This is a genomic window from Winogradskyella vincentii, from assembly GCF_020166345.1.
GTDB lineage: Bacteria > Bacteroidota > Bacteroidia > Flavobacteriales > Flavobacteriaceae > Winogradskyella > Winogradskyella vincentii.
The window spans coordinates 12936-35508 of record NZ_JAIUJS010000012.1; the positions used below are offsets into that span (position 1 = coordinate 12936).

Sequence of the window (22573 nt, forward strand, 5' to 3'; positions counted from 1 at the left end):
CAGACCAATCTTATTGCGGAATTAATGCCCTAGTCAATTTCCCAATTTGATATGGTGGATCGTTCTTCTTTAAGAAAAAGCTTCTGAAAAGTGGCTTATTTAGAAAATGATTAAATCCTAAAACATGCATATATTCGTGTATTAGATGCGAAGCATACTTTTCCTTGGAATTGTTCTCAAAGAATAATCTACCAGATTTTATTCTCCCGCAGGATGTACTTCCCAATACATTACCACGTAAATCTGGATCCAGGTCTAAATATAAATCAATTATTTGGTCATTTAAATTCCCTAATCCGTCATTTCCTTTAACTAATAATTCAAATATTTCTTCGGCATTATATCGCTTTTTGGTTCTGTTTTCAGCCTTACACTTTTTGTTAACCTTATTTTTTATTCGTGTATTCTTATAACGCATTTTTACAACTTTACTTTTAAAACTATCTTTATCCATTACTTCATCCAACCATAAAAGGCCATTTTTAGTTTTCATCTTATCAGCGTCATCAAACTGATCTGTAAACCTTACATGAAATCTCCCAACTGTAATTGAATCCGTGTAAAGACTTTTGTTGAACTCAATTGAGTTTTTATTAATATTGTCTTGACTCATTCCAAAAAGAGGTATTAAAACAATAAATGAAATAAATACTTTCATATACCAAATTTTAATTTGAACTTCTAGCTAGATTGAACATAGGTATATCTATTACTAAAGAAGCAGATACTTTAATAATGTTTTTTTCATCTAAGACATTGTTCTCTTCAATTTTTCTTAGTAGTGGAGAATATTGCACCCCTACAGATATAGCAAATGGTGAATTTCTAAATCCATGAACATAAAATAATCCTGGTGCGAATATTTGTTCCCAAGTAATTTCTTCAGGCAATCCTTCAGCTTCATCGTTAGTAAGTCTATAACTAAAAGGTGCACCAATATCTATTGCAGATAGAAATATACTATGAGACGCAGATTCGTTTTTATCTTTTTTATTCTTTTTGGAAAAACTAAATCCAATTGGTGCTGTAATACCTAAGCTACCGCTATCACTATCTGAAAATTCATAATTAGCGGAAATACCTGGATATGCATTTAAATCTATGGACCACTTTGCCTGTCTTTTAATTCGATAAGAACTCACTGGTAAAGCATATTTATCCAGAATTTGAGTGACTTCATTAGATGCTCCATCTTTCAATTCTGAGGCATTTACCATATCTACAAGGAAATTACCATAAAAAGAAACCTGCTTAACTAACTTGTTGTCATTTTCTAAACCAGTAATGTTCTTAAGAAAGCTTAATGTATGTATTAAGCTTTTACCATACGATTTTTCACTAATACTATTTAAAAAATTGTTCAGGTCTTTCGAAAGCGGTAATAGTTTGTTGAGAAATTCATCGCTTTTTATACCAAAATTAGTACCATCAATAAAAGAAAGTGAATTTATTCCATTTAAAGACTCAATTGTCGATGTAATTAGTTCTGAATATTTCAATAAATAATCATCACTTTTAGTATCAGCTATAGCTTTGATATCATTGAATAAATTCTTAATTTCATCTACTTGCTGGATTACTAATTTTGTATCAGCATATATTATTTGAGGTTCAGAGACACTAGAAATGATATTCTTACTTCGACCTTCTTGATAAATCCAACCGAAGAAATAGCCCTGTTCGTCAGGAGTCATACTTGTAATATCATTTAGTTCAGCCCAAACTAAATCACCATTTTCACCTTTTATAATATTAGCTGATATTAGACTAAATGCGCCTAAAAATTGATCGATTCTGAACTTGTTGTCATTATACTCCTCACTTAACTTTTCAATAATTATTTGAGGATGAGTACCTTCTTTTAATTCCATAATTAAATCACCTATTACCAAAGTATAATGACCCACAATACTTTCTTTGAATTCAGGAGAAGCTTTTAAGGCATTTAATGTGTTTAACGGTAGATTATCTAAATCTGACTTAAAAGCTGTTATCCAGGTTTCTCCCATAGATGGTATTGCATAAGCTTCACTACTTTGTAATAGAAGATATGTTGTTGGCATTAATTCTGAAGGATTCACTTTTATAGTAACATCCTTACCATTTTCTTTAAATTTTATTTCTAATTCTGTATTTAATCTATCATTGAAATTTTCAAAAAATGTTAATGCAATTTCCTTTTTCGATCTATCTACAAGGAATTTAGCTAAACCGTCTACAACTGATGTTAAACCACTATTTCCAGTAAACCCAGTAACACCTTCTAATGATATTGGTTTAATATTATCAGATGCTACATTCTTAAGTTTTTGAACCGATTTCATATATACTTCAAAATCAGAAACTTGTTTCAAAGTTGCTGGACATCCATTCATAAAATTATAGCCTGCTTCGTTAGGGCATAAATCAAATGCATCCCCAATACCATCTCCGTCAGCGTCAGCTTGACCTTCAATATCTTTAGTTGTTTTGATAGAATCTGCATCTTTCAATGCTTCTTCAATATCGAGTTTTGTAAATTCAATGGAATTATCGAAGGGATTTTCTAAAAAAGATAAAAATGTTTTAAGCCCTTCAATTTCTTCACTTTGTAATTCTGTTATATATACAGGATCATTAATAACTTTTCTAAGTTCGGTTTTTAATGAATCAATATTAGTTTCACCTAAGAACTTAGCATTTAAGTATGCATTTTGACTATTTAATGAACTGAAGCTAATGGTTATGAGCAATAACCATAAAGTGACAATTTTGATTCTCATAATTCGGTTGGTTTTGGTTAATAGTTAAAATTAATAGCAAGCACAATAGTAGTACATACCCAATACTGGGTAAATTTTACATTTCGTGCGTCAACATCGAATTATGTTAATCCGTACCTTAAGGATTGGTACTTAGTGAATTGTCTTAAAGTTAGTGAAAAATATAATACAGACAACGCTAAAGTTAATTTTGATATGAAAAAAAAGTTGCAACTACCGGTAGGAATTTTTCTACCTTAACTGTTCTATAAAAAAAGCAATTAAAAATTTATGAAAACACTTAACAAAACCCTCAAACTTTTATGCCTCATTCCCCTACTTCTAGCAATGCAATGTGACGAAGATGTCACAGAAGATCCTTCCTTAAATTATTCCATTGAAGGCAAATGGCTTTTGGCCAATGCTGGTGGTAGTGAATTACCACCAAACACCATGTACGAGTTTAAAGACGGATTGCGTTACACCTACTACTGCGTAGATGATGAAACCACTAATTGCGATAATGCCTATTGGACTGCTCTTGAAACAAGCGAGGCCATACCCAATCCAGATACCTTTTCATTTGAACCTAATGTATTAACCATTGATGGTGATATGCTATTTGACCTTGAGTTTTCTTGTGATGGCGATGTTGTTAACGTCATATTTCCCGATAGCGTATGGCAATGGTGGCGCATTGGAACCTCACCAACAGACTGTGAGTAATCTGTAAAATCTTAGAAGTTATTTAAAATAGCCTGTAACATATGGGATACCTTTATTTAGGATCCCATAAACGCAGGCTTTCTAAAATTGCTTCACCAGCATCTACATCCTTATCTAAACAAACAACTCCAATCTCATAAATTGTATGTTGTTGCTCATCACAGATCATAGCGAAGAAACAATGGTAGGTTTCATAATTGCCTTGTACATATCTTACCTCATATTCGTGTCCTTCACTAGTTTTCTTTGATAATTTGATCACCTCTGAAATATCAGTGAGCTTACTATAAACAGCATTATCTTTTACCAGTGTTGTCTTTTTGGCAATTTCTTCATACATGTAAGTGCTTATAAATCGCTGTGCTACAAGTGAGACTATTTGCTTCTCATTAGCATAACGTGCCTGTGTCTCATTAGAAAAGTTTTGGTTTAAATTCAGTTTACCCGTACTCACAAAGCTGATATCTAAACCATCGGGTCTGTTATAATATTGAGTTTGTGCTGAAACCAATGGACTCAGTATCAAAATAAATAGGATGGTATTAATTGTTTTCATACCGTATTGGGTGTAAATGGTTAAATTTTAATATGGTGCTATAATCTTGACAACTCGGCTTCGGCTGCGATGTATCCAAAACCTGCCCAATTACCATTGGCCATTAGATACTTGTACATGGCCACTGCGGTTTCCAACTGATCATTATACTGATGCCAATGGGCTATGCCATAATGTACGGCTTCTTTTGATCCGCCCGAGGTATTGGCATCTAAATCATTATCCAATAAGTCGCCTTTATAATACAACAGTAGCATATGGTAGGCCTTATTTTCAATAATGTTCATCTCAAATGTTATGGGTTCAAGCAATGCATTTGCCTCATCAGCACGATCTAAGCGCTGCAATATCATATACAGCCAATGCAAGGATGCCACACGCATATCGTCATTAGTGGAGGCTTGTAAACAGTTCTCAAAATTGGTTAGGGCATTTTGCCAGTCCGCCTTTAGATAATACGCAAGGCCTAAATGGTAATACACATTGGTATGTAGTGATGATACAGGTATATTAAGTGCATTAGGCATACCATCAGGTTCCATACGATCTGGCTTTCCTTTTATAAGTGCACTCGACGTTTCTAAATCGGTAATCGCCAGATCTAATTGGCGCGTCGTTATATATCTATGGCCACGATGGCGATACATACGTGCATCATCAGGAAATTTGGCAATACCTTCTGTAAAAATACCAATTGCTTTTTGGTAATCACCCAAATAGGCCATGCGTCTGCCCAACCAGATGATAAAATCAGCATTCATAGGATTACTATTATAGGTATCTAATGCTTTGAGATATTTAGCAACCTTAGCAGAGTCCTTAGCCACTAATTGTGGGCTAACTAACGGCTTCATTAAAAGGGATTGTCCTTGTAAAGTATCAATCTTAACGCTGTCCACAGGAATAGATTTCCAGGAGTTTTGGCAATTAAGGCATAAGCTTAGTAATACTAATAGAAGGACGCGTTGATACATTGTATTTTAGAATTTACAGTTAGGGTAAAGTTATAAATAAATTACTCTGCATAACTAATCCTGTCCCTAATCCCACCACTGGCTCTGTGGATAATAACATCTGCTTTTTTGCGCTTGGCCAAAGTTTTGGCCTTACGGATGGCTGTACTTTGCTTTCGGTGTTTAGAGGTGATGCGCTTATTGCCTTCTCGCCTTACGGCCCAACCATCGTCATAAGGGACAACATGTTGGTGCCAGGTGCGTTTTGGGCCAATATCTTTGCCAAGGGCTTTTAGTATGGCCTCTATGAGTTGGCGAATGGCATCTGCTAAAGTGTTCTTTTTGGACATTGGTTTCTAGTGTAATAGCGTAAAGTTAATTATTCTATTCAATACTTTGGTTAGCTTATTTTCCTAATAGTGCCTCTTTAGGACAAAAATCCTTGAGTTGTATTATAGTAAGGTTATTTCTCTTGTTCATTTTTGAAGGCCAAAACTGCGAAGCATATCATGAGCTCCATAAAAATAAGCGTGTGCGAATAAACGAACCAAAAAGCCTTAACGATTTGCAGGAAGTTGCTAAAGCACCATTCGCTAATACATCATATAGGGAACATATAATAGACATCTCACTTCAATCCTTGAGTTGAATTTATTTTTGAAGTTTTAGCTTATTACTTCTCAAATCGTTGGTAAAAAACAAATCAAAATGTAGCACTTATTATTTCTGAAAATCGTTGGGTCGTGTGATTATGAATTTTAAGGATCACCACTTCTCAAATCGTAGTTGCCAAGCTTTGCGGAATTCTAAGAAAGAAGCTATGGTAGTCTTTAAAAGTGTAAATAATATAGTATCTTTACAACAGTATCAGGAACGCTAAATAGCGTGCCAACCGAGCACAAAAGCCACGGTGGTTTAGTATACGAACAACTCTGTTAAAACAAATGAATTATGGAATATATTTATATCGCTAGACAAAAAGATCAGGAGGTCATTAAAACGGACATTGAAAGGTTTAAGGAATTGCCTCTAAATGAGCTTGTGGACCTCTATAATCGTCAAGTAAAATGTGGCATAACTGGTGTACATCGCCAAGCACTTTACCTTTTGGCCTTAAGAATTGAATTTAAAAGACGTTTGGCCGAGAGCCCTGTTTATCTTATGGATTATGTGTTAGGATTCGTTGGTGAAATAGAAGTTTCTAATGGTAATATTAGGCCAAAATCAGAAAATTAAAATCCAGCACCGAAGTGCTGGATTTTGGAATCAATCATTAAAAAACCGATAATATTCACCGATATGTTAGTCCTTTGTCGCTTTCTTAAATGTATAATTAACGCCAAACATGGCCATTGAGGTAGTCATCTCATAAGATACTGACGTACCTGGAATTTTACCTAATGGGTTATTTGGTGAAATGTTCATTGGGCTTAATAAGTTACCTTCTGTAGCACCATCGCTATCACCATAATGGTAAACCGCATCTACTCTCCAGTTATCGTTAATCTCATAACTTAAACCAAATTGGTACGCATTTTTAATAATGGCTGTTGCTGGTGTGGAGAAGAATGCCAATTCTTCGTCTATAGGATTGCCACTATACGTATAACCTATACGTAATGGTAGTTTATTAATACCTTTATATTGTAATCCTACAGAAAGGATAGAAATATCTTGCCAACCAAAACCTTTTACGGCTCCTGTAGGGAATCCATTACTACCAAACTCCCAACCGCTGGCTTCAAATCCTTCCGTGTTTTCATAAAGCACACGTCTAAAGTCTAATGCAAAATCGAAATTAGTAAAGGAGTACCCTAAACCTAGCGATACTATGGCTGGATAATCCATTTGGAAATTAACGTCTCTTGCTTCAGTACCATCTAGGTACTCGTTATCAAATTCAAATTCACCAAATGTTTGATTGGTTTTATAAGACGCACCAAGTTTTAAACCATTACCAGAGTCATAGAAAATACCAACCTGTGCACCATACCCAAAAGCAGGTGTACTATCAACCTTTGGATAGCCTTTTCCTGTGCCACCCATTGAAGCTGGTAAATCTGGTGGTGCTATTGGATTAGGATTTAGCTCTAATGCCGCATAGTTAAAGTTAGGCTGTATACCTATAGATATTTTGTCTGTTAGCTCATACGCATAGGTACCACTAACTTGTAATAACATATAATCGGATTCAATATGTCCAAAGCCGTTAAGACCTTGTGGCCAGTTGATGGCATTGGAGTTATTTGGATCCCAGTTCATATTAGGATTACCGCTCATATCCATTGGTAAATTGGTTTCTTGAGGAAACGTAACACCAAATCCACTAATACCAAAGGCTGATACACCAAAGGTGTGTTTGCTGTTTTCTTTACCCCAAACCATACCAATTGCTGGCATGTAAGACATACCTCTATCATCTTCAGTAGTACCAAAAGTAGCAGGAGAAGCTGGTGTGCCAGGACCAAACGTACCTGCAGGATACAATAAGCCTGATGGTAAGCTAGAACTTAATTCTGGCGATGAAAAGAAAAATCCTAAATCGAACTTTAAGATCTTATCATCAAAAACTGAAATTGCTGCTGGATTCCAGTGCATTGCACCAGAAATATCAAGTGGTTGTGCTGTAGCAGCGCCACCCATTGACATGTTTATAGATCCGACGCCTTGCATAATATGCCCCGTCTGGGCATATAAGCCAAGCGAAAATAGTAATACAATTAATTTAATAAATGTTGTTTTCATGATAAGAAATTTTAAAACATTCTGCGAATAAAATTAGTTTAAGGACTAGGGTTATTAATCGCTTTATTGAATGTTGGTTAATACCTAGCTAGTCACAAATTTAGGCGTCAAATACTTGAAGAAACATGATAAAAATCATAGTTGGTATATAGAACTTCACAAAAATCACAAACCTCTTGAAACCCCTTTAAAATAAGGTGTTTTGAAAGCATCACCTTATGTAACATATGTTACAAATCAACATGACAAATGTCATACTTGAAGATGAGGTATCACAGTAACTTTACACCTAGAAAAACTGGGCATGTCTTTGTACATGGCCGTAAAACTAAACTCAATGAAAAATTTAGTGATCTTAGGTGCAGGAACAGCCGGGACGATGATGGCGAATCACTTGGTAAAAAAGCTCTCTAATAAAGAATGGCAAATTACCATAGTAGATCAATATAAAACCCATTATTACCAACCTGGATTCTTGTTTTTACCTTTTGATATCTATACCGAAGATCAGGTGAAAAAAGATGGGAAAAAGTTTATTCCTAAGGGTGTAAACTATATTCAGAAAAAAATTGAACTGATCTCACCAGACGCTAATAAAGTCACCTTAGAAAATGATGAAACTCTTAATTACGATATACTTATTGTTGCCACAGGCTCTAAAATAGCACCTGATGAAATAGAAGGTATGGACGGCCCAGAATGGCGCAAGAATATTTTTGATTTCTATACCTATGAAGGTGCCAAAGCCCTAAGAGATAAGCTTCGCGAATGGGAAGGTGGTAAACTTGTGGTACATATTACAGAGATGCCAATTAAGTGTCCTGTAGCGCCTTTAGAGTTTGCATTCTTAGCAGATTCTTACTTTAAAAACAAAGGTATGCGCGATAAGGTAGATATTACCTATGTAACACCTTTAGATGGTGCGTTTACCAAGCCTAAAGCAACTAAAGCCTTGCACCACTTATTAGAGGAAAAACGTATTTCTGAAGTCACTAGTTTTAATATAGAACGTGTAGATTATGAAAACAATAAGATCATTGATTATGCCGATACGGAAGTAGACTACGATCTATTGGTTACCGTACCTACTAATATGGGTGATGAACTTATTGAACGCTCTGGTATGGGCGATGACCTTAATTTTATACCTACAGACAAAAACACCTTACAATCTAAGGCCTATGAGAATGTCTTTGTTATAGGTGATGCTACTAACCTACCTACGTCTAAAGCGGGTTCTGTAGCACATTTTGAAGCTGAGATTCTTGAAGAAAACATATTAAAATACATTAACGGTGAACCACTTGATGCTTCATTTGACGGTCATGCCAACTGTTTTGTTGAAACTGGTAATGGCAAAGCCTTACTAATTGACTTTAATTATGAGCACGAACCTGTAGAAGGAACGTTCCCAATTGCCGGTTTAGGACCAATGCAATTGTTGAAGGAAAACCGCATGAACCATATGGGAAAACTAGCCTTTAGATGGGTGTATTGGAACATGCTCCTTAAAGGTGTACCAATTCCATTTGTATCGGCAAATATGTCTACAAAGGGTAAAAAACTTGAAACAGCAACTGTTTAAAAAATATTACGAACATTAAAATCTAAATATCATGAAAAAGCTAATTGCCAATAGAGAAATCGATATTAACGAAGAAGGCTATCTCGTTGACTTTAAACAATGGGATCGTGAAATCTGTGAGTGTATCGCAGGTGAGTGTAACGTTGTTATGACTGAAAAACACTGGGAGGTTGTAGAATATCTACAAGACAAACACCATAAGGAGGAACCATTATCTATAAGAGGAATCAAAAAAAGTGGTGTGATTAACATTAAGGAATTCTATAATTTATTCCCTGGAGGGCCTTTAAAAGTATCGACTAAAATAGCTGGTATTCCTAAACCAAAGAGCTGTATTTAAAGCTCATATTCAACTACTAAAAACACATTATTATGGGTACAAAAGTTAAAAAAATGCTTTTCATATTGTCTAAAGCAACAATTGAAAATGTATACGCAGCATTTGTTATGGCCAATGGCGCACGGATGGAAGGAATAGAATCTGAAATATTCTTTACATTCTTTGGTTTAGAAGCCATACAGAAGAAAAAATTAGAAAATCTTCATGTAGCTACAGTAGGTAATCCTGCTATGCACATCCCAACAATGCTAGGTGGTTTACCTGGTGTTGAGGCACTGGCAACTAAGATGATGAAAAAAGAGATGGAAAAACTAGATATGCCACCTGTTGGTGAATTCCTAGAAATTCTATCGGATTCTGGTTGTAAACTTTGGGGTTGTAAACTTGCCGTTGATATGTTCCACCTTAAAGAGGAAGACTTTATCGAAGAACTCGATGGAATAATAACGATTGGTGATTTTTACAGTAGAGCTGATCAGGACGGAACTCACCTACTGTTTATATAATTTAATACTTAGCAATAAGTTTTAATTGAGTTTAGACGTTATAGGCAATTGCGGCGGAGGTTTTCATGACGGGAAACTTTTGCCGCAAACCTATTATCGCTTTCTACTGCGATCTGTATTACAACGTCTACATCTTGAAAGATAGGTCACGGAAATCTCATACACACCATCTGTTCTACCTATATCAGTAGTATTCATATCATAAGACAACCCAAATCGTAATTCTTTATACTCCAAGCCAAAAAAGGCATTTACAGAGGTTAACAAGTGACTATTGTCATCATTCTTCGCAGGATTTGTAGCTGCGGTAACACCTATTAAAAATTCATTAACCTGAAACATAGAACCTATATCTAATCTATTATAAAGTCCTTGTTGCATGTAATTGGCCGTCATCATGATACTATAATCATTTAAGAACGGGAATCTGTAGTTTCCATGTATAGAGAAGAAAATATCCAAGGGTAATTTTTCACCATCTACAAAAGAAATATTAGGTGTATTGAGGTGTTTTGCCGAAAAACCAAACCAATAGGTTCTGCCATTGAATTCTGTTTTTTCAAACACAAAACCACCAGAAATATCTGCGAAAAATACATTTTCAACATTATTGCTCAATGGATCTACAGAAATAGGATTAATGGCACCTGTATCTATATTGATCTGATCTGCCAAGGTGAGGCTTCTAAACCTAATATCCTTAAAGCCCATACCTACCTCAATTGCTGGTCTAAAAAACCATCCACCATTTAAATTAACGCGATGTGCATAATTGGCATTGAGTTGATAGAAATTGTAGTTATTAAATGATTCGTGTTGCCAAAGGGCACTGATCCCTATTCCAAAGCCCATACTTGGTCCATAATCAAAGGACTTATTAGCATACGCATACTGCGTGTTAATCCTAAGGTTTAGATTTGGCCATTGTGTTCTGCTTAATACACCTGCACTAATACGATCATTATCCTCAAAGCCAGAAAACCCAGGGTTCAATGTTTCTTGTATGTAATTAGACTGCGTAAATATCGGATCTTGTGCAGTTGCTGACCAAACGCAAAAAACAAGTACAACGCATGCTATATGTCTAAACTTCATTCTTGTTTTATTTGATAAATACAAATGCACCTTGTTTTTTGATTTCATCACCATAGAATGTCTTGGCGGTGAATGTGTAATAATAATTTCCGTTTTCTACAATTTCGTCTTTTATCGTACCATCCCAACCTCTTATATCATCTCCAGACTCTGAATAGATTAAACTGCCCCAAGTATCAAAAATATTGAGCTCTAGAGAATTCAACCCTCTAAATTCTGGTCCGAAATAATCGTTTAGACCATCTTCGTTTGGTGTAAAGGCATTCGGCATAATTAATTTATAACCTTCTTCTACAACGAGTGTAATGACACGTTTGTATACACAGCCAAATGGATAGGTCACGGTTTGCGTTACAATATAGCTTCCGACTTCAAAATAGGTATGCACCGGATTTTCTTCAGCCGAAAAACTTCCGTCTCCAAAATCCCATAAAATACTCACATAATCGCCAGTAGCAGTATTGGTAAATTGTATTGGATCTTGAATGGAATAAACACCAAAATTGAGGAATCCGAAGGAAGAGATATCAAAATCAGGTTCTCCTAACTGAGGTATTTCAACATTGAAACTAAAATTGGTTGAACAACCTTGACTATCCGTAACTTCTAACATCACCAAACCTTCCTCGTCTGTGGTCATTAATTCGTTATTAAGACCACTAACTGTTCCGCTTGACCATGAATATTGAAATGGAGGAACACCTCCGCTTGCCATGGCCACAAAAGTTTGATCAACAGTTACAGCATCACAATCTACTTCGGTTTGAGTATCAACATCGAGAGTTAGCGGTTCAAAACGGTTAACATCCCAACTGCCTTCAATATCGCAACCATTGGCATCGGTTACTGATACCGTATATGTATTTGGTGGTATGTTATCTAAATCTTCCGTTGATGCTCCATTAGACCAAGCAACTGCGAATGGTGGTGTACCACCTTCAATCAATAAGTTTATGGCACCACTATTGGTATCCTCGCAATCTAAGGCATCTGTAACAATGGCTGATAATTGCAGTGGTAAAATATTGAATATGGTAAAACTTTCTTGTATCACACATGGTGTGCCATCCGTTATTGTAACAGAATAAGTGCCTGGTGCTAAATTATTGCGCTCTACACCTGCCGAAGGATCATCATCCCAAACAACGGTGACAGGATCTATACCACCTTGAAAATTAAGTACAATACTCGCATCATTTTCTCCGGCACAAGACATTTGGGTCACTACTGGATCAATTAAGAATATTGGTGCTTCCTCTATTTCTATTTCAAACTCGCGTTCACAATCTTCAGAATCGGTAATTGTGATGATATAGATCCCAGCAGAAAGATTAGTTTGACTGTTTCCTGTACCAAAATTACTCCATTCTATGGTATATGGTGGAATTCCACCTGTGATATCATTGATAGTAATTGAGGCGTCATTATCGCCATAACATTCAATTTCTGTTGTAGTGACATCAATATCTATTTGATCGTTTTGAAGTACCTCAACCTCTAGTGTATCCGTACAATTAGACGTGTCCGTGACGGTTAAATTATAAATACCTGCAAATAATGTATCTATATTTAAATCTGCACTTGTATAACCGTTAGGACCAGTCCAAGAATAGGTATAATCAGGTCTTCCTCCTACAACATTAACTTCTATAGCTCCAGTATCTTCTCCAAAACAAATAATATTAGTCTGAGAAACTAAAGTGGCCTGTAATTCCGCAGGTTCAACAATACCAAATGTCAATACTATTGGACCACAATTATTAATATCGGTTACCGTAATTTCATAAGTACCAGGACCCAAATTGGATAAATCTTCATCAGACGAAAATGGTGCGCCATCTAAGGTCCAAGTATAGGTATATGGCATTGTACCACCTGCCACATCAATATTAATCTCACCATCATTGGCTCCAAAACAAGAGATAGTTTCAGGATCAAAATCAACAAAACTGAAGGTTAGTTCATCTGGTTCTTCAATTGTAAATGTTTCGGAATACGGACAGCCACCATCATCAATTATATCTAAGTTATAAGTACCAGCTTCAAGATTAAAAATATCCTCATCCGTACTTGTAAATCCATTTGGTCCTGTCCAATTAATCGTGTAAGGATTGCCAGTTGTAAAAGGGACTCCTCCAGTTATATCTATTTCAATGGAGGCATAATTAGACTGATAGCAATCATTATTTATAACCGTAGAGGTAACGGAAATTGAAGGGTTAACTGTAACCACAACTTCAAAATCTGCACCAACACAATCTCCTGAAGTTGGCGTAACTGTATATGTTACTGTTGCAGGATTGATAGTGGTATTTTCTAATAATTGACTTATGGTTGTTGATGCTGTAGGTTGATCTGATGCTCCCGTAACTGCACCAGCAGGAACAACAACAGGTGTTGTCCATGTATAGGTTGTATTCGCCGGAACAATATCACCTCCTGAAGTATCAGGCACATAGTTAAATAAATTACCACTACAGATTAGTACCGTACCATCAGAAACACTTGGTGTTTGATTCACAATGATTTCCGCTGTCTGTGAAATAATCTCTGAACAACCTCCTGATGTAAAAGTTAAGATAGCATAATAATATGTTGTACCTACAGCATTAACTGGAGGATCAAAGGTATTTGTGGTTGCTCCTGCGATTGGTGTTCCGGAAGTAGTATCATCAATTGCATTTTCATACCACTGATAGGTCGGTGTTCCTGTACCATTGGTGAACGACACAACTAAGGACGCTGTAGTTTCACCTAAGCATAATTCATCTGAAATTGGTTGTGCGGTAAATTGAGCACCAGGATTAACAACTACCTCACCCGTATCACTAGTAACTTCACATCCTGATACATCTTGTGTTACAACACAGTAGTAATAAAAAGTACCTACTGTTGTTGATGGTGGTGTATAAGTTGCATTGGTTGCACCAGCAATTAAGGTACCACCAACATTACTATTCACCGTATTTGCGTACCATTGGTAAGAGATATTACCTAGTCCTCCACTTACTTGAACCTCAACATCTTGCGTTGATGTATTTTCACAAACACTTTGAGTTAATATCGGTTGTGTTGTTATTACTGGATCATCAACTACAACAACCTCTGCAACATCACTTAATAGCCCTGGACATCCATTAGCAGTATAACTGATTTCCAAATAGTAATAATAACTTCCTGCAGTATTAAAAACAGGTGGTGTATAAGATGATGCTGTTGCACCAGGAATTATAGTTCCGCCCGTATTGTTATTAACTGTATTACTAAACCATTGATACGTTACTGTACCAATACCACCAGACAAATTAATGGACAACTCGTCTGCAGTACCACCAACACAAATGGATTGCGTTGGAATAGGTTGTGCTACAAATTGAGCTGCATCTGCAACTTCAATTGAAGCTGTATCTGATGTAATTTCGTTACAACCACCAGTTGAGAAGGTAATAACTACGTAATAATATGTTGTTCCAACTGTATTTGTTGGAGGTGAAAACGTTGCCATAGTTGCACCAGCTATTGGTGTACCTGTTGTATTGTCATCAACTGTGTTAGAATACCATTGGTAAACTGGAGTTCCCGTACCTTGGAATGTTACCGTTAAATCATTAGTTGTACCATTTAAACACACTTCATCAGATATGGGTTGCGTTAAAATTAATGGTGCTGGTTCTACTATTATTTCAAAATTGACTGGTGTGCCCACACAACCATTTAATTCTGGCGTAACTGTATAGATTAATGTAATATCCGTACCAGTTGTATTAACAATAGTTTGTGCCGGAATAGTATCCGTGTTGCCTGCAGGTATATAACCTGTTAAACCTGGTGGGTTATTAGAACTCCAAGTATATGTTGTACCAGGAAAATCAGAAGTTAAACTAATTTCACTGGATTGTGTTCCAGAACAAATCGTCTGTGTTAAGTCCGTGTTTGTAATCGAAGGTACATCATTAACCGAAAATGTTTCCGATACTGTTGATGTACCACAACTTGTTGTTATTTCGAAGGTTACCGTGTAATCTCCAACCGTTGCATAAGTGACTGTTCCTGGATCTAACTGATCTGAGGTGGCAGGAGTACCTCCAGGGAATGACCAACCGTAAGTAATAGTCTCTGTACTTGGTGCACAGGTTTGCACAGTAGCCACAGGATCTATTGATGCACTACCACAAAAATCTGGTATGGTGCTTAATGAAGATGTTGGTGGTTGTTTTACTTCTACCGTTTGTGTTGTTGTATAATCACCACAAGTATTGGTAACCGTCATTGTTAATTGATAGCTACCTGCAGTATTAAATTGAAATGATGGGTTTTCCGAATTTTCATCTGTACCATTAGTGAAATTCCAAGAGGCTATAGTGCCACAAAAATCAGGTGTGTAAACTACTTCCCATAAATAGGTTTCATTACCACAAGAATCCGTTAAATCTGTTGTATTTGTTGCATTAACATCAAATGGAATACAACCTGAAGTATTATCTAATGTAAAATCAGCAACTAAATCGTCTTCAATACAGATTTGATACTGAACAGGATCCGCTATCCCACAAAAGTTCTCTTCAACCAAGGTAACCGTATAGGTTCCAGGTGCTGTATATGTGTGGGTTGGATTTTCAAGATTTGAGGTTGTACCATCACCAAAATCCCATGAATGATTCGCAATTGTGGTACAATTAGGACCAAAACCACCTGTTGTTGTATTGGTAAACTGAATTTCGGTATTAACACAACCTGGTGATTCAAATTCAAAATCTACTTCGGGTTGACCTAATATTATTATTGGTCCTGCTGTTAAAACTGTTGATCCACAAGACGTTGAAATAACTAATGTAATCGTGTAAAACGGAACCGGACAGTTAGATTCGGTATACTCATGAGGTATAGGAAAAGGGTCAGCTAAAGCTGGATTATTAGGATCATAATTCGCAGTTGCTGCTATTAATTCAGCCTGTGTATATTGTGCTGTGGTTCCATCACCATAATTAATAAAATAAGTTGTGTCTGGCGGGTTTGTTCCCCAAGACCCTATTGCAAAATCTAGTTCATTAATTGGCAAACACAGATTCACCGTATTTCCCGGACTTATAATTGCACCAACTGGGTTACTAGAGTTTTTAACTAAAATGGTTTCAGTAGCATTACAACCTGTATCTCCGTAACCTGTAAATGTCATATTAAAAGAACCGAGTTCGGCGTAGGTATGCGTAATTGGAAAAGAAATATTGGTCTCTGAAGTACCATCACCCCAATCTACATCATAACTGGTAATACACGAATCTGATGCTGAATTGTTACCAACGTTTATAGTGTAAGAAGGATCAACCGTATTGTTGCCACAATTATCAAAAGGTTCTGTAAAAATCGCATCTAAATCTTCAAAACTCATACTAGGGCGTTGCTCAACATTAATTACAGAAGAGAAACTACTACTACAACCATTGACATCTGTCACTGTTACCTCTGCAGTGTAATTTGAAAAGCCACATCCAAAAGCATCATATATATGTTCAGGATTTTCATCTGTAGACATGCTGCCATCACCAAATGACCAATCGTAAGTAAACGGTCCATTGCCAGTTACATTTGATGTAAACATTACTGGATCTGCAGAACATCCACCATCATTAAAGGTGAAACTAACAGTTGGTGGTTCGGCAACTGTGATGGTTGCTGTACCAGTTACAGCTTCTGTATCATTATTATCATCAGTAACTGAAACCAACTCATACACAAAATCTCCAGCAACATCAGTTGGAGCAAAAATCAAAATTGCACTGTTGTTGCCTATGGTTGTGATGTCTTGATTTGGTCCACCATTAATAGTATAAACAAAGGTGTAAGGTGCATCACCTCCAGAACCCACAAGCGCTATTTGAGGCATAGGCAACTCATTTAAACAGACCGTAGTCGTTCCAGAAATTGTTGCGCTTGGAGGGAGTTCAAAAATTGTTGACGCCCAATTTTCTTTAAAACTAGGTTCAGTTAAAATGCTGGTTGCTAAGTTAAAAGCACCAATACATCCAAACAAAAAAGTGAATGCCAAGACAAGTAGGTTATATCTATTTTTAAGCATAAATCTTTAATAGCTAATAATTTAAAGCGTCTCAATGTAATTAAATTCTTATGAAAAAAACAATCGAACTACATATTTTCGACGATGTATCTATTTATTCTTTAAAAATAATTGTCTAAAGAATTTATAATATCATTTTCATATTCAACTTATTGATATACTCTTATTATAAATATAAAAGGTTATCAAGTTCATAATATATTATTAACGCATATATATAGTAAAATCATATATCTTAACTTTGCATCACCGAAATGCTTAACTCGTATTATGAAAAAGGAAAAGAAACCAGATCAAGTTGTCTTTAATACTGAAACTAGACGTTATGAGGCAAATATAAAACCTTATGCTACTGATTTGGTCGCACCTGTTATCACCTCTACAGATTCCATAGCTTGGAAAACCAGGAATATTAACAAGGTGAATAAGCATATACAGGCTAAGTACAATGAACTCAAATCTGCATATGACAAAATGATGGAACAATATGAGTATAATAATTTGGTATACAGTGCCTCCTTTAATTTTGAACCCGTAGTTGGTGAAAATTATCATCTTTATATTAGAGAAAATGACTCCACTTTCCTTTCAATAATTTCACCAGAAGAATGCAATTTTAACTATATTGGAAGTTTTTATTTAGATGCAGACGGTATCTGGCATAAGATCTAAAAATGGTAAAATTCCAATTTGCTAACCTTCACATTACTAATACTTTCTAATTTTTAAGGAATTATTTTCGATAAAAATCTTAAAAAATATAATATTGATTTTCAATGTATTATGAATTTTTTATGCATTTCATCGATTTTTTTTGCATTTAATAGGATATTGCTCTAAGTTTGAACCATATTTAGTCCCAAACTAAATTTAACCGCTTATGAAAACTATTACCCAAATTCTAAAAGGGTTCGCAATTTTTGCAATCATTTTATTATCTAATGGCCCTGTGTCAGCACAAACATGTGGCGCCACAGTAAACACATTTCCCTATTCACAAAACTTTGAAACTGGAATCGGCAACTGGATTCAAGGTCCTGGTGATGACTGGAATTGGACAAGAGATAATCTAGGCACACCTTCAAGTGGCACAGGACCAACTGCTGGAGATGGAGACGCATGGTATATGTATGTTGAGGCTTCAGGGTCAGGTAACCCTGGAAGAATAGCTCATTTCGATAGTCCTTGTTTTGATATAACTGGTGCCTCAACTGCCTCTTTTTCTTATAGTTACCATATGCTTGGAACTGCTATGGGTTCTCTGCACATTGATATTAGTACAGATAATGGAGCTACTTATCCAACCACTTTAAGAACTCATAGTGGAAACCAGGGAAGTTCATGGCTTTCAGATAGTATCGATCTTACAGGATATACAGGACAAACCGTAAAAATTCGATTTCGAGCAATTACCGGTTCCAGCTGGAGTAGTGATATTGCCATTGACAATGTTTCGATGACAGCGACTAGCGGGCCAGAAATAAATATATTAGGCAATGCCACTACAATTGTAGACGGTGATGCAACTCCTTCTGTAGCGGATGATACTGATTTTGGCAATGTTGATGTTACTATTGGCACTAACGCCAATACATTTACCATTCAAAATTTAGGCACAACGGATCTAAGTTTAACAGGTGGTGCACCCTATGTCAATATTACTGGTGCGCACGCAGGAGATTTTACATTAACTGCGAATCCAGCGACACCAATTGCTTCAAGTGGTAGTACAACGTTTACAATCACATTTAACCCTAGTGCTCTTGGTATTCGAACGGCCTCCGTATCAATAGCTAACGATGATTCAAATGAAAATCCATACAATTTTGATATACATGGTAATGGAACCACAACACTCCCTGAAATGAATATTCAGGGAAGTGGTACCGATATAGTAGATGGCGATATGACACCATCGGTAATTGATAATACTGATTTTGGTAATGTGGATATTGCTGGCGGTACCAATACCAATATTTTTACTATTCAAAATCAAGGCACTTCATTGAATTTAGCACTAACTGATGCCTCTCCTTATGTGGTGATAGGTGGTGCCCATGCCGCTGATTTTAGTTTGTCATTAATACCAGGCAATAGCATAGCCGCCGGCAGTAGTACAACATTTAGTATTACATTTGATCCTAGCGCCCTCGGACTCAGAACGGCAACGGTTACAATTGCCAATAACGACAGTAATGAGAACCCATATAATTTTAATATCCAAGGTACAGGATTTGTACCACCACCTTGTGGCATAACTGTAGTGCACACGGCAGACTTTGAAACCGGTCTCGATGGCTGGACCTCTGGCGGCGTAGATGCTTCGAGGGTAAATGATGCGACTTGGTCTTACCAAGGGAGTTATAGCTTACGCGTAAGAGATGATGATCCAACAGGATCAGCTTCATCTTTTGATTCACCAGCTTTTGATTTATCCAACTACGAGAAAGTAGACTTTAAGTTTTTCTTTGCACCATATAGTATGGAATCTACTTACAGTGGTACAAATAAAACTTCTTTTGAAGACTTTATGGTTGAATATAGCGACGACAATGGTGCTACCTGGACAACCGTACAGGTATTTGAAAGTGGACAAATTGTAAACAAAAATGCTGATTTTGAAACTTCTAATTCTGCTATCCATTACGGAAGAGTAGTAACCTTAAAAAGTTCGGATTACACGTTCCCTTCTTCGGCCATTTCAAGATTTAGAGTACGTTGTGACGCAAGTGCTAATGATGATGAAGTTTATATCGATGAAATAACAATTACAGGTACGAGTTACTGCACACCAACAGAAGGTCCTGGTGGTGTAAGTACTGATCTCGATTTATGGTTGAGAGCAGATATGGTTGATGGTGTTGATGAAGACGCAGATGGAGCCTTAGTATCTGAGTGGTTTGATAATGGAAAGGGCAATCATGCAGCAACCATGGTTTCAGGTTTAGAGCCAGTATACAGAGATAATACAACGAATAACTTCAATTTTAACCCAGTAATTGAATTTGAAAATGACAATACTACGGCAAGCTCTGATTTGACGTATATAATTAATGATGGTAGTAGAGACGAATTAACAGGTACAGGTGGATTTAATAGTACTGATATGTTTGTTGTTATTGTTCCTGACCCAACAATTACAACCACGATGATACCATTGGATACCTTTACAAGTACAGATCCTACGACTAATGATATACAAACTGAAGATGTTACAGGGTTCGGATATGGTTCATTTACAAACAGATTAGCTGGAGAATACTTTACTTATTGTCTTGGTGTAACTTCAGGAGGTGCAGGTGGCCCTGGTTATGGTAAAGCTGATGCTTCAGGAACAACAGATTATAACCAAATTGGAATTATAAATATAAGAGATAATGCAACGGTTACAGAAATAGATATGTTTTTAAATGGTAATTCCATTGGCAATATATCTAATGATATTCCTGATTTTTCCTCTGTAACAAATACAAGGTTCTTTTTAGGAAGAAGTCAGTATTGGAACGGTAGTTTTGATGGTAGAATTGCTGAAGTTATCACCTACTCCTCTACTCAAAATGATGGTGATGCTACTCAGGCAAGAAATAGAATTCAGTCCTACTTAGCAATAAAATATGGCATTACTTTAGGTGTCAATGGTACAGCTCAAGACTATGTTAATAGTGATGGAACAGTGATTTGGGACCAATCAGCGGATGCGGCAGCCTATAATTATGATATAGCGGGTATCGGGCGAGATGATGCTTCTTTGTTAAACCAGAAACAGTCAAGTAGTATTAATGATGCAGTTGACGGAACAGGACCTATTGAAGGTATTCTTACCATAGGTCTTACAGATATTTATGATACTAATAAGGAAAATAAAGATTTAAATGGAACCACACTTGGTGATAAGGAATTCCTTGTTTGGGGTAATAATGGTGTTAACTTAAACTTAGCAGCTGCTACAATTAATGTAGATATGAGTGATGGTGTAGGCGGTCTTAGTACACCAGTTACCTTTACAGGTATGCAACGTATCTGGAAATTTGTTGAGACTGGTGGTGATATACCAGAAGTTAAGATCAGTATCCCTCAGAATACTATTAGAAATATTTCACCTCCTGGTAGTTTCTTAATGTTTATTTCAGATACTGGGATATTTGATCCTACGGCAGATTACAGGATAATGACACCAGATGGTAGTGGTAACCTAGAAACAACTTATGACTTTGATGGCACAAAATATGTAACTTTTGGTTATGCGCCACAGGTAATAGCAGAACGTTCAGTATTCTTTGATGGTGCTGTAGATTATATTGATGTAGATGATAGATTAGACTTAAATCCTGCTGAATTTACAATATCAGCTTGGATTAAGAGAGATGCAGCTGATACTGGTACAGCTTCAATTGTATCTAAGCGTGATGCTACTTTTACAGAAGGATATGACTTAAGAATATTAAATGACAACAGAATTGAAATCATTTGGAAAAACGGTTCTGACCAAAGCCTAATATCAAACACTGGCATTCCTGATGATGAGTGGCACGAGGTTGCTGCCATCTATGACGGCACACGTGTGTCATTGTATATCGATGGTGTAGAAGATAATAGTGCAAATAGAACAGCACCAGTAGCCACTGACGAAAACTTCTATATCGGTGCTGCTGGTAAAAATACACCAACACAATTCTTTAGAGGAAATATCGATGAAGTTAGAGTGTGGGATGTTGCCTTATCAGTTGATGAATTACGCTATGTAATGAATCAGGAGATTTCTGATAATGCTGGACAAGTAATGGGTAGCGAATTACCAACTTCAATAACAAGAAATGACGCAAATGCTATTTCTTGGTCTGATCTTGCAGGTTATTACCCAATGACTATTTATACCTATACTAACACAGATGACATGTCTGGAAATGGTAATCAAGGTGCTCTAAGAAACTTGGATACCGTTGATAGACAAACAGCTCCAATCCCTTATGAGTCAACTCAAAATGGAAATTGGGATACAGACACAACATGGACCAATGGTGATGTAAATGTTTTACCAGGTACAGCATCTATAGTCGATAACACCATTACGGTAGATTGGAATATCGTTAGGACATCACACGATATTACCATGGATAATTCGTCATTGCCTGCTGGCAATAACGATGTAAGAACTGTTCTCGGTCTATATGTTGATGCCAACGAGCTTACCATCGATGGTGACAACAGCACTGATACTGGTAACGGCATTAACGTTACGCATTACTTAAG

Annotated in this window: 15 protein-coding genes and 1 riboswitch; of the genes, 7 read left to right on the forward strand and 8 right to left on the reverse strand. The window is 36.3% G+C overall.

The genetic code is table 11. The annotated features are described in order from the left end of the window. Positions 1 to 10: 10 nt before the first annotated feature. A complete protein-coding gene (locus LBV24_RS14590) occupies positions 11 to 658 on the reverse strand; it encodes a hypothetical protein (protein WP_224479404.1) in 648 nt (215 codons plus the stop codon). 10 nt (positions 659 to 668) lie between these two features. Continuing rightward, complete coding sequence (locus LBV24_RS14595; RefSeq protein ID WP_224479405.1) at positions 669 to 2762, reverse strand: hypothetical protein; 2094 nt, start codon at positions 2760 to 2762, stop codon at positions 669 to 671. 270 nt (positions 2763 to 3032) lie between these two features. Here LBV24_RS14595 and LBV24_RS14600 point away from each other — a divergent pair, with 270 nt between their 5' ends. Further along, entirely contained in the window at positions 3033 to 3467 is a 435-nt protein-coding gene (locus LBV24_RS14600; RefSeq protein ID WP_224479406.1) for a hypothetical protein, read from the forward strand. 52 nt (positions 3468 to 3519) lie between these two features. Here the strand turns inward: LBV24_RS14600 and LBV24_RS14605 are convergent, their stop codons facing one another. From LBV24_RS14605 to LBV24_RS14615, 3 genes are all read right to left on the reverse strand, one after another. After that, positions 3520 to 4023, reverse strand: a complete 504-nt coding sequence (locus LBV24_RS14605; protein ID WP_224479407.1) for a hypothetical protein — start codon at positions 4021 to 4023, stop codon at positions 3520 to 3522. A gap of 38 nt (positions 4024 to 4061) precedes the next feature. Next, entirely contained in the window at positions 4062 to 4877 is an 816-nt protein-coding gene (locus tag LBV24_RS14610; RefSeq protein ID WP_224479408.1) for a tetratricopeptide repeat protein, read from the reverse strand. 161 nt (positions 4878 to 5038) lie between these two features. Further along, a complete protein-coding gene (locus LBV24_RS14615) occupies positions 5039 to 5326 on the reverse strand; it encodes a DUF2188 domain-containing protein (RefSeq protein WP_224479409.1) in 288 nt (95 codons plus the stop codon). A 509-nt stretch (positions 5327 to 5835) separates the two neighbouring features. Beyond that, positions 5836 to 5930: riboswitch (SAM-I-IV-variant riboswitch) on the forward strand. Between LBV24_RS14615 and LBV24_RS14620 the strand changes: the two genes are divergently transcribed. Next, entirely contained in the window at positions 5928 to 6212 is a 285-nt protein-coding gene (locus LBV24_RS14620) for a hypothetical protein (RefSeq protein WP_224479410.1), read from the forward strand. (Overlaps the previous riboswitch by 3 nt.) A 66-nt stretch (positions 6213 to 6278) precedes the next feature. Here LBV24_RS14620 and LBV24_RS14625 read toward each other — a convergent pair whose 3' ends face one another. Next, on the reverse strand, positions 6279 to 7721 hold the full coding sequence (locus tag LBV24_RS14625; protein ID WP_224479411.1) for an OmpP1/FadL family transporter: 1443 nt from the start codon (positions 7719 to 7721) through the stop codon (positions 6279 to 6281). 337 nt (positions 7722 to 8058) lie between these two features. Between LBV24_RS14625 and sqr the strand changes: the two genes are divergently transcribed. From sqr to LBV24_RS14640, 3 genes are read left to right on the forward strand one after another with little or no spacing between them, the layout of a single operon-like run. Then, positions 8059 to 9306, forward strand: coding sequence for a type III sulfide quinone reductase, selenoprotein subtype (sqr, locus tag LBV24_RS14630; protein ID WP_224479412.1), 1248 nt, complete (start codon positions 8059 to 8061; stop codon positions 9304 to 9306). 31 nt (positions 9307 to 9337) lie between these two features. Next, positions 9338 to 9646, forward strand: coding sequence for a TusE/DsrC/DsvC family sulfur relay protein (locus tag LBV24_RS14635; protein WP_224479413.1), 309 nt, complete (start codon positions 9338 to 9340; stop codon positions 9644 to 9646). A 32-nt stretch (positions 9647 to 9678) separates the two neighbouring features. After that, positions 9679 to 10152: a DsrE/DsrF/DrsH-like family protein gene (locus LBV24_RS14640; protein WP_224479414.1), complete on the forward strand. Its 474-nt coding sequence runs from the start codon at positions 9679 to 9681 to the stop codon at positions 10150 to 10152. Positions 10153 to 10245: 93 nt separating this feature from the next. On the opposite strand, the gene LBV24_RS14645 is transcribed toward LBV24_RS14640, so the two are convergent. After that, on the reverse strand, positions 10246 to 11247 hold the full coding sequence (locus LBV24_RS14645) for a PorP/SprF family type IX secretion system membrane protein (RefSeq protein ID WP_224479415.1): 1002 nt from the start codon (positions 11245 to 11247) through the stop codon (positions 10246 to 10248). Positions 11248 to 11254: 7 nt separating this feature from the next. Next, positions 11255 to 17293 carry a PKD domain-containing protein gene (locus LBV24_RS14650; protein WP_224479416.1) on the reverse strand — a complete coding sequence of 2013 codons (6039 nt, stop codon included), beginning with the start codon at positions 17291 to 17293 and terminating at the stop codon, positions 11255 to 11257. A 300-nt stretch (positions 17294 to 17593) separates the two neighbouring features. Here LBV24_RS14650 and LBV24_RS14655 point away from each other — a divergent pair, with 300 nt between their 5' ends. Further along, positions 17594 to 17995 (forward strand): DUF2452 domain-containing protein, encoded by a 402-nt coding sequence (locus tag LBV24_RS14655; protein WP_224479417.1) that lies wholly within the window; start codon positions 17594 to 17596, stop codon positions 17993 to 17995. Between the two features lie 208 nt (positions 17996 to 18203). After that, positions 18204 to 22573 (forward strand): choice-of-anchor D domain-containing protein (locus LBV24_RS14660; RefSeq protein WP_224479418.1); only part of this gene is annotated, 4370 nt, incomplete at its 3' end.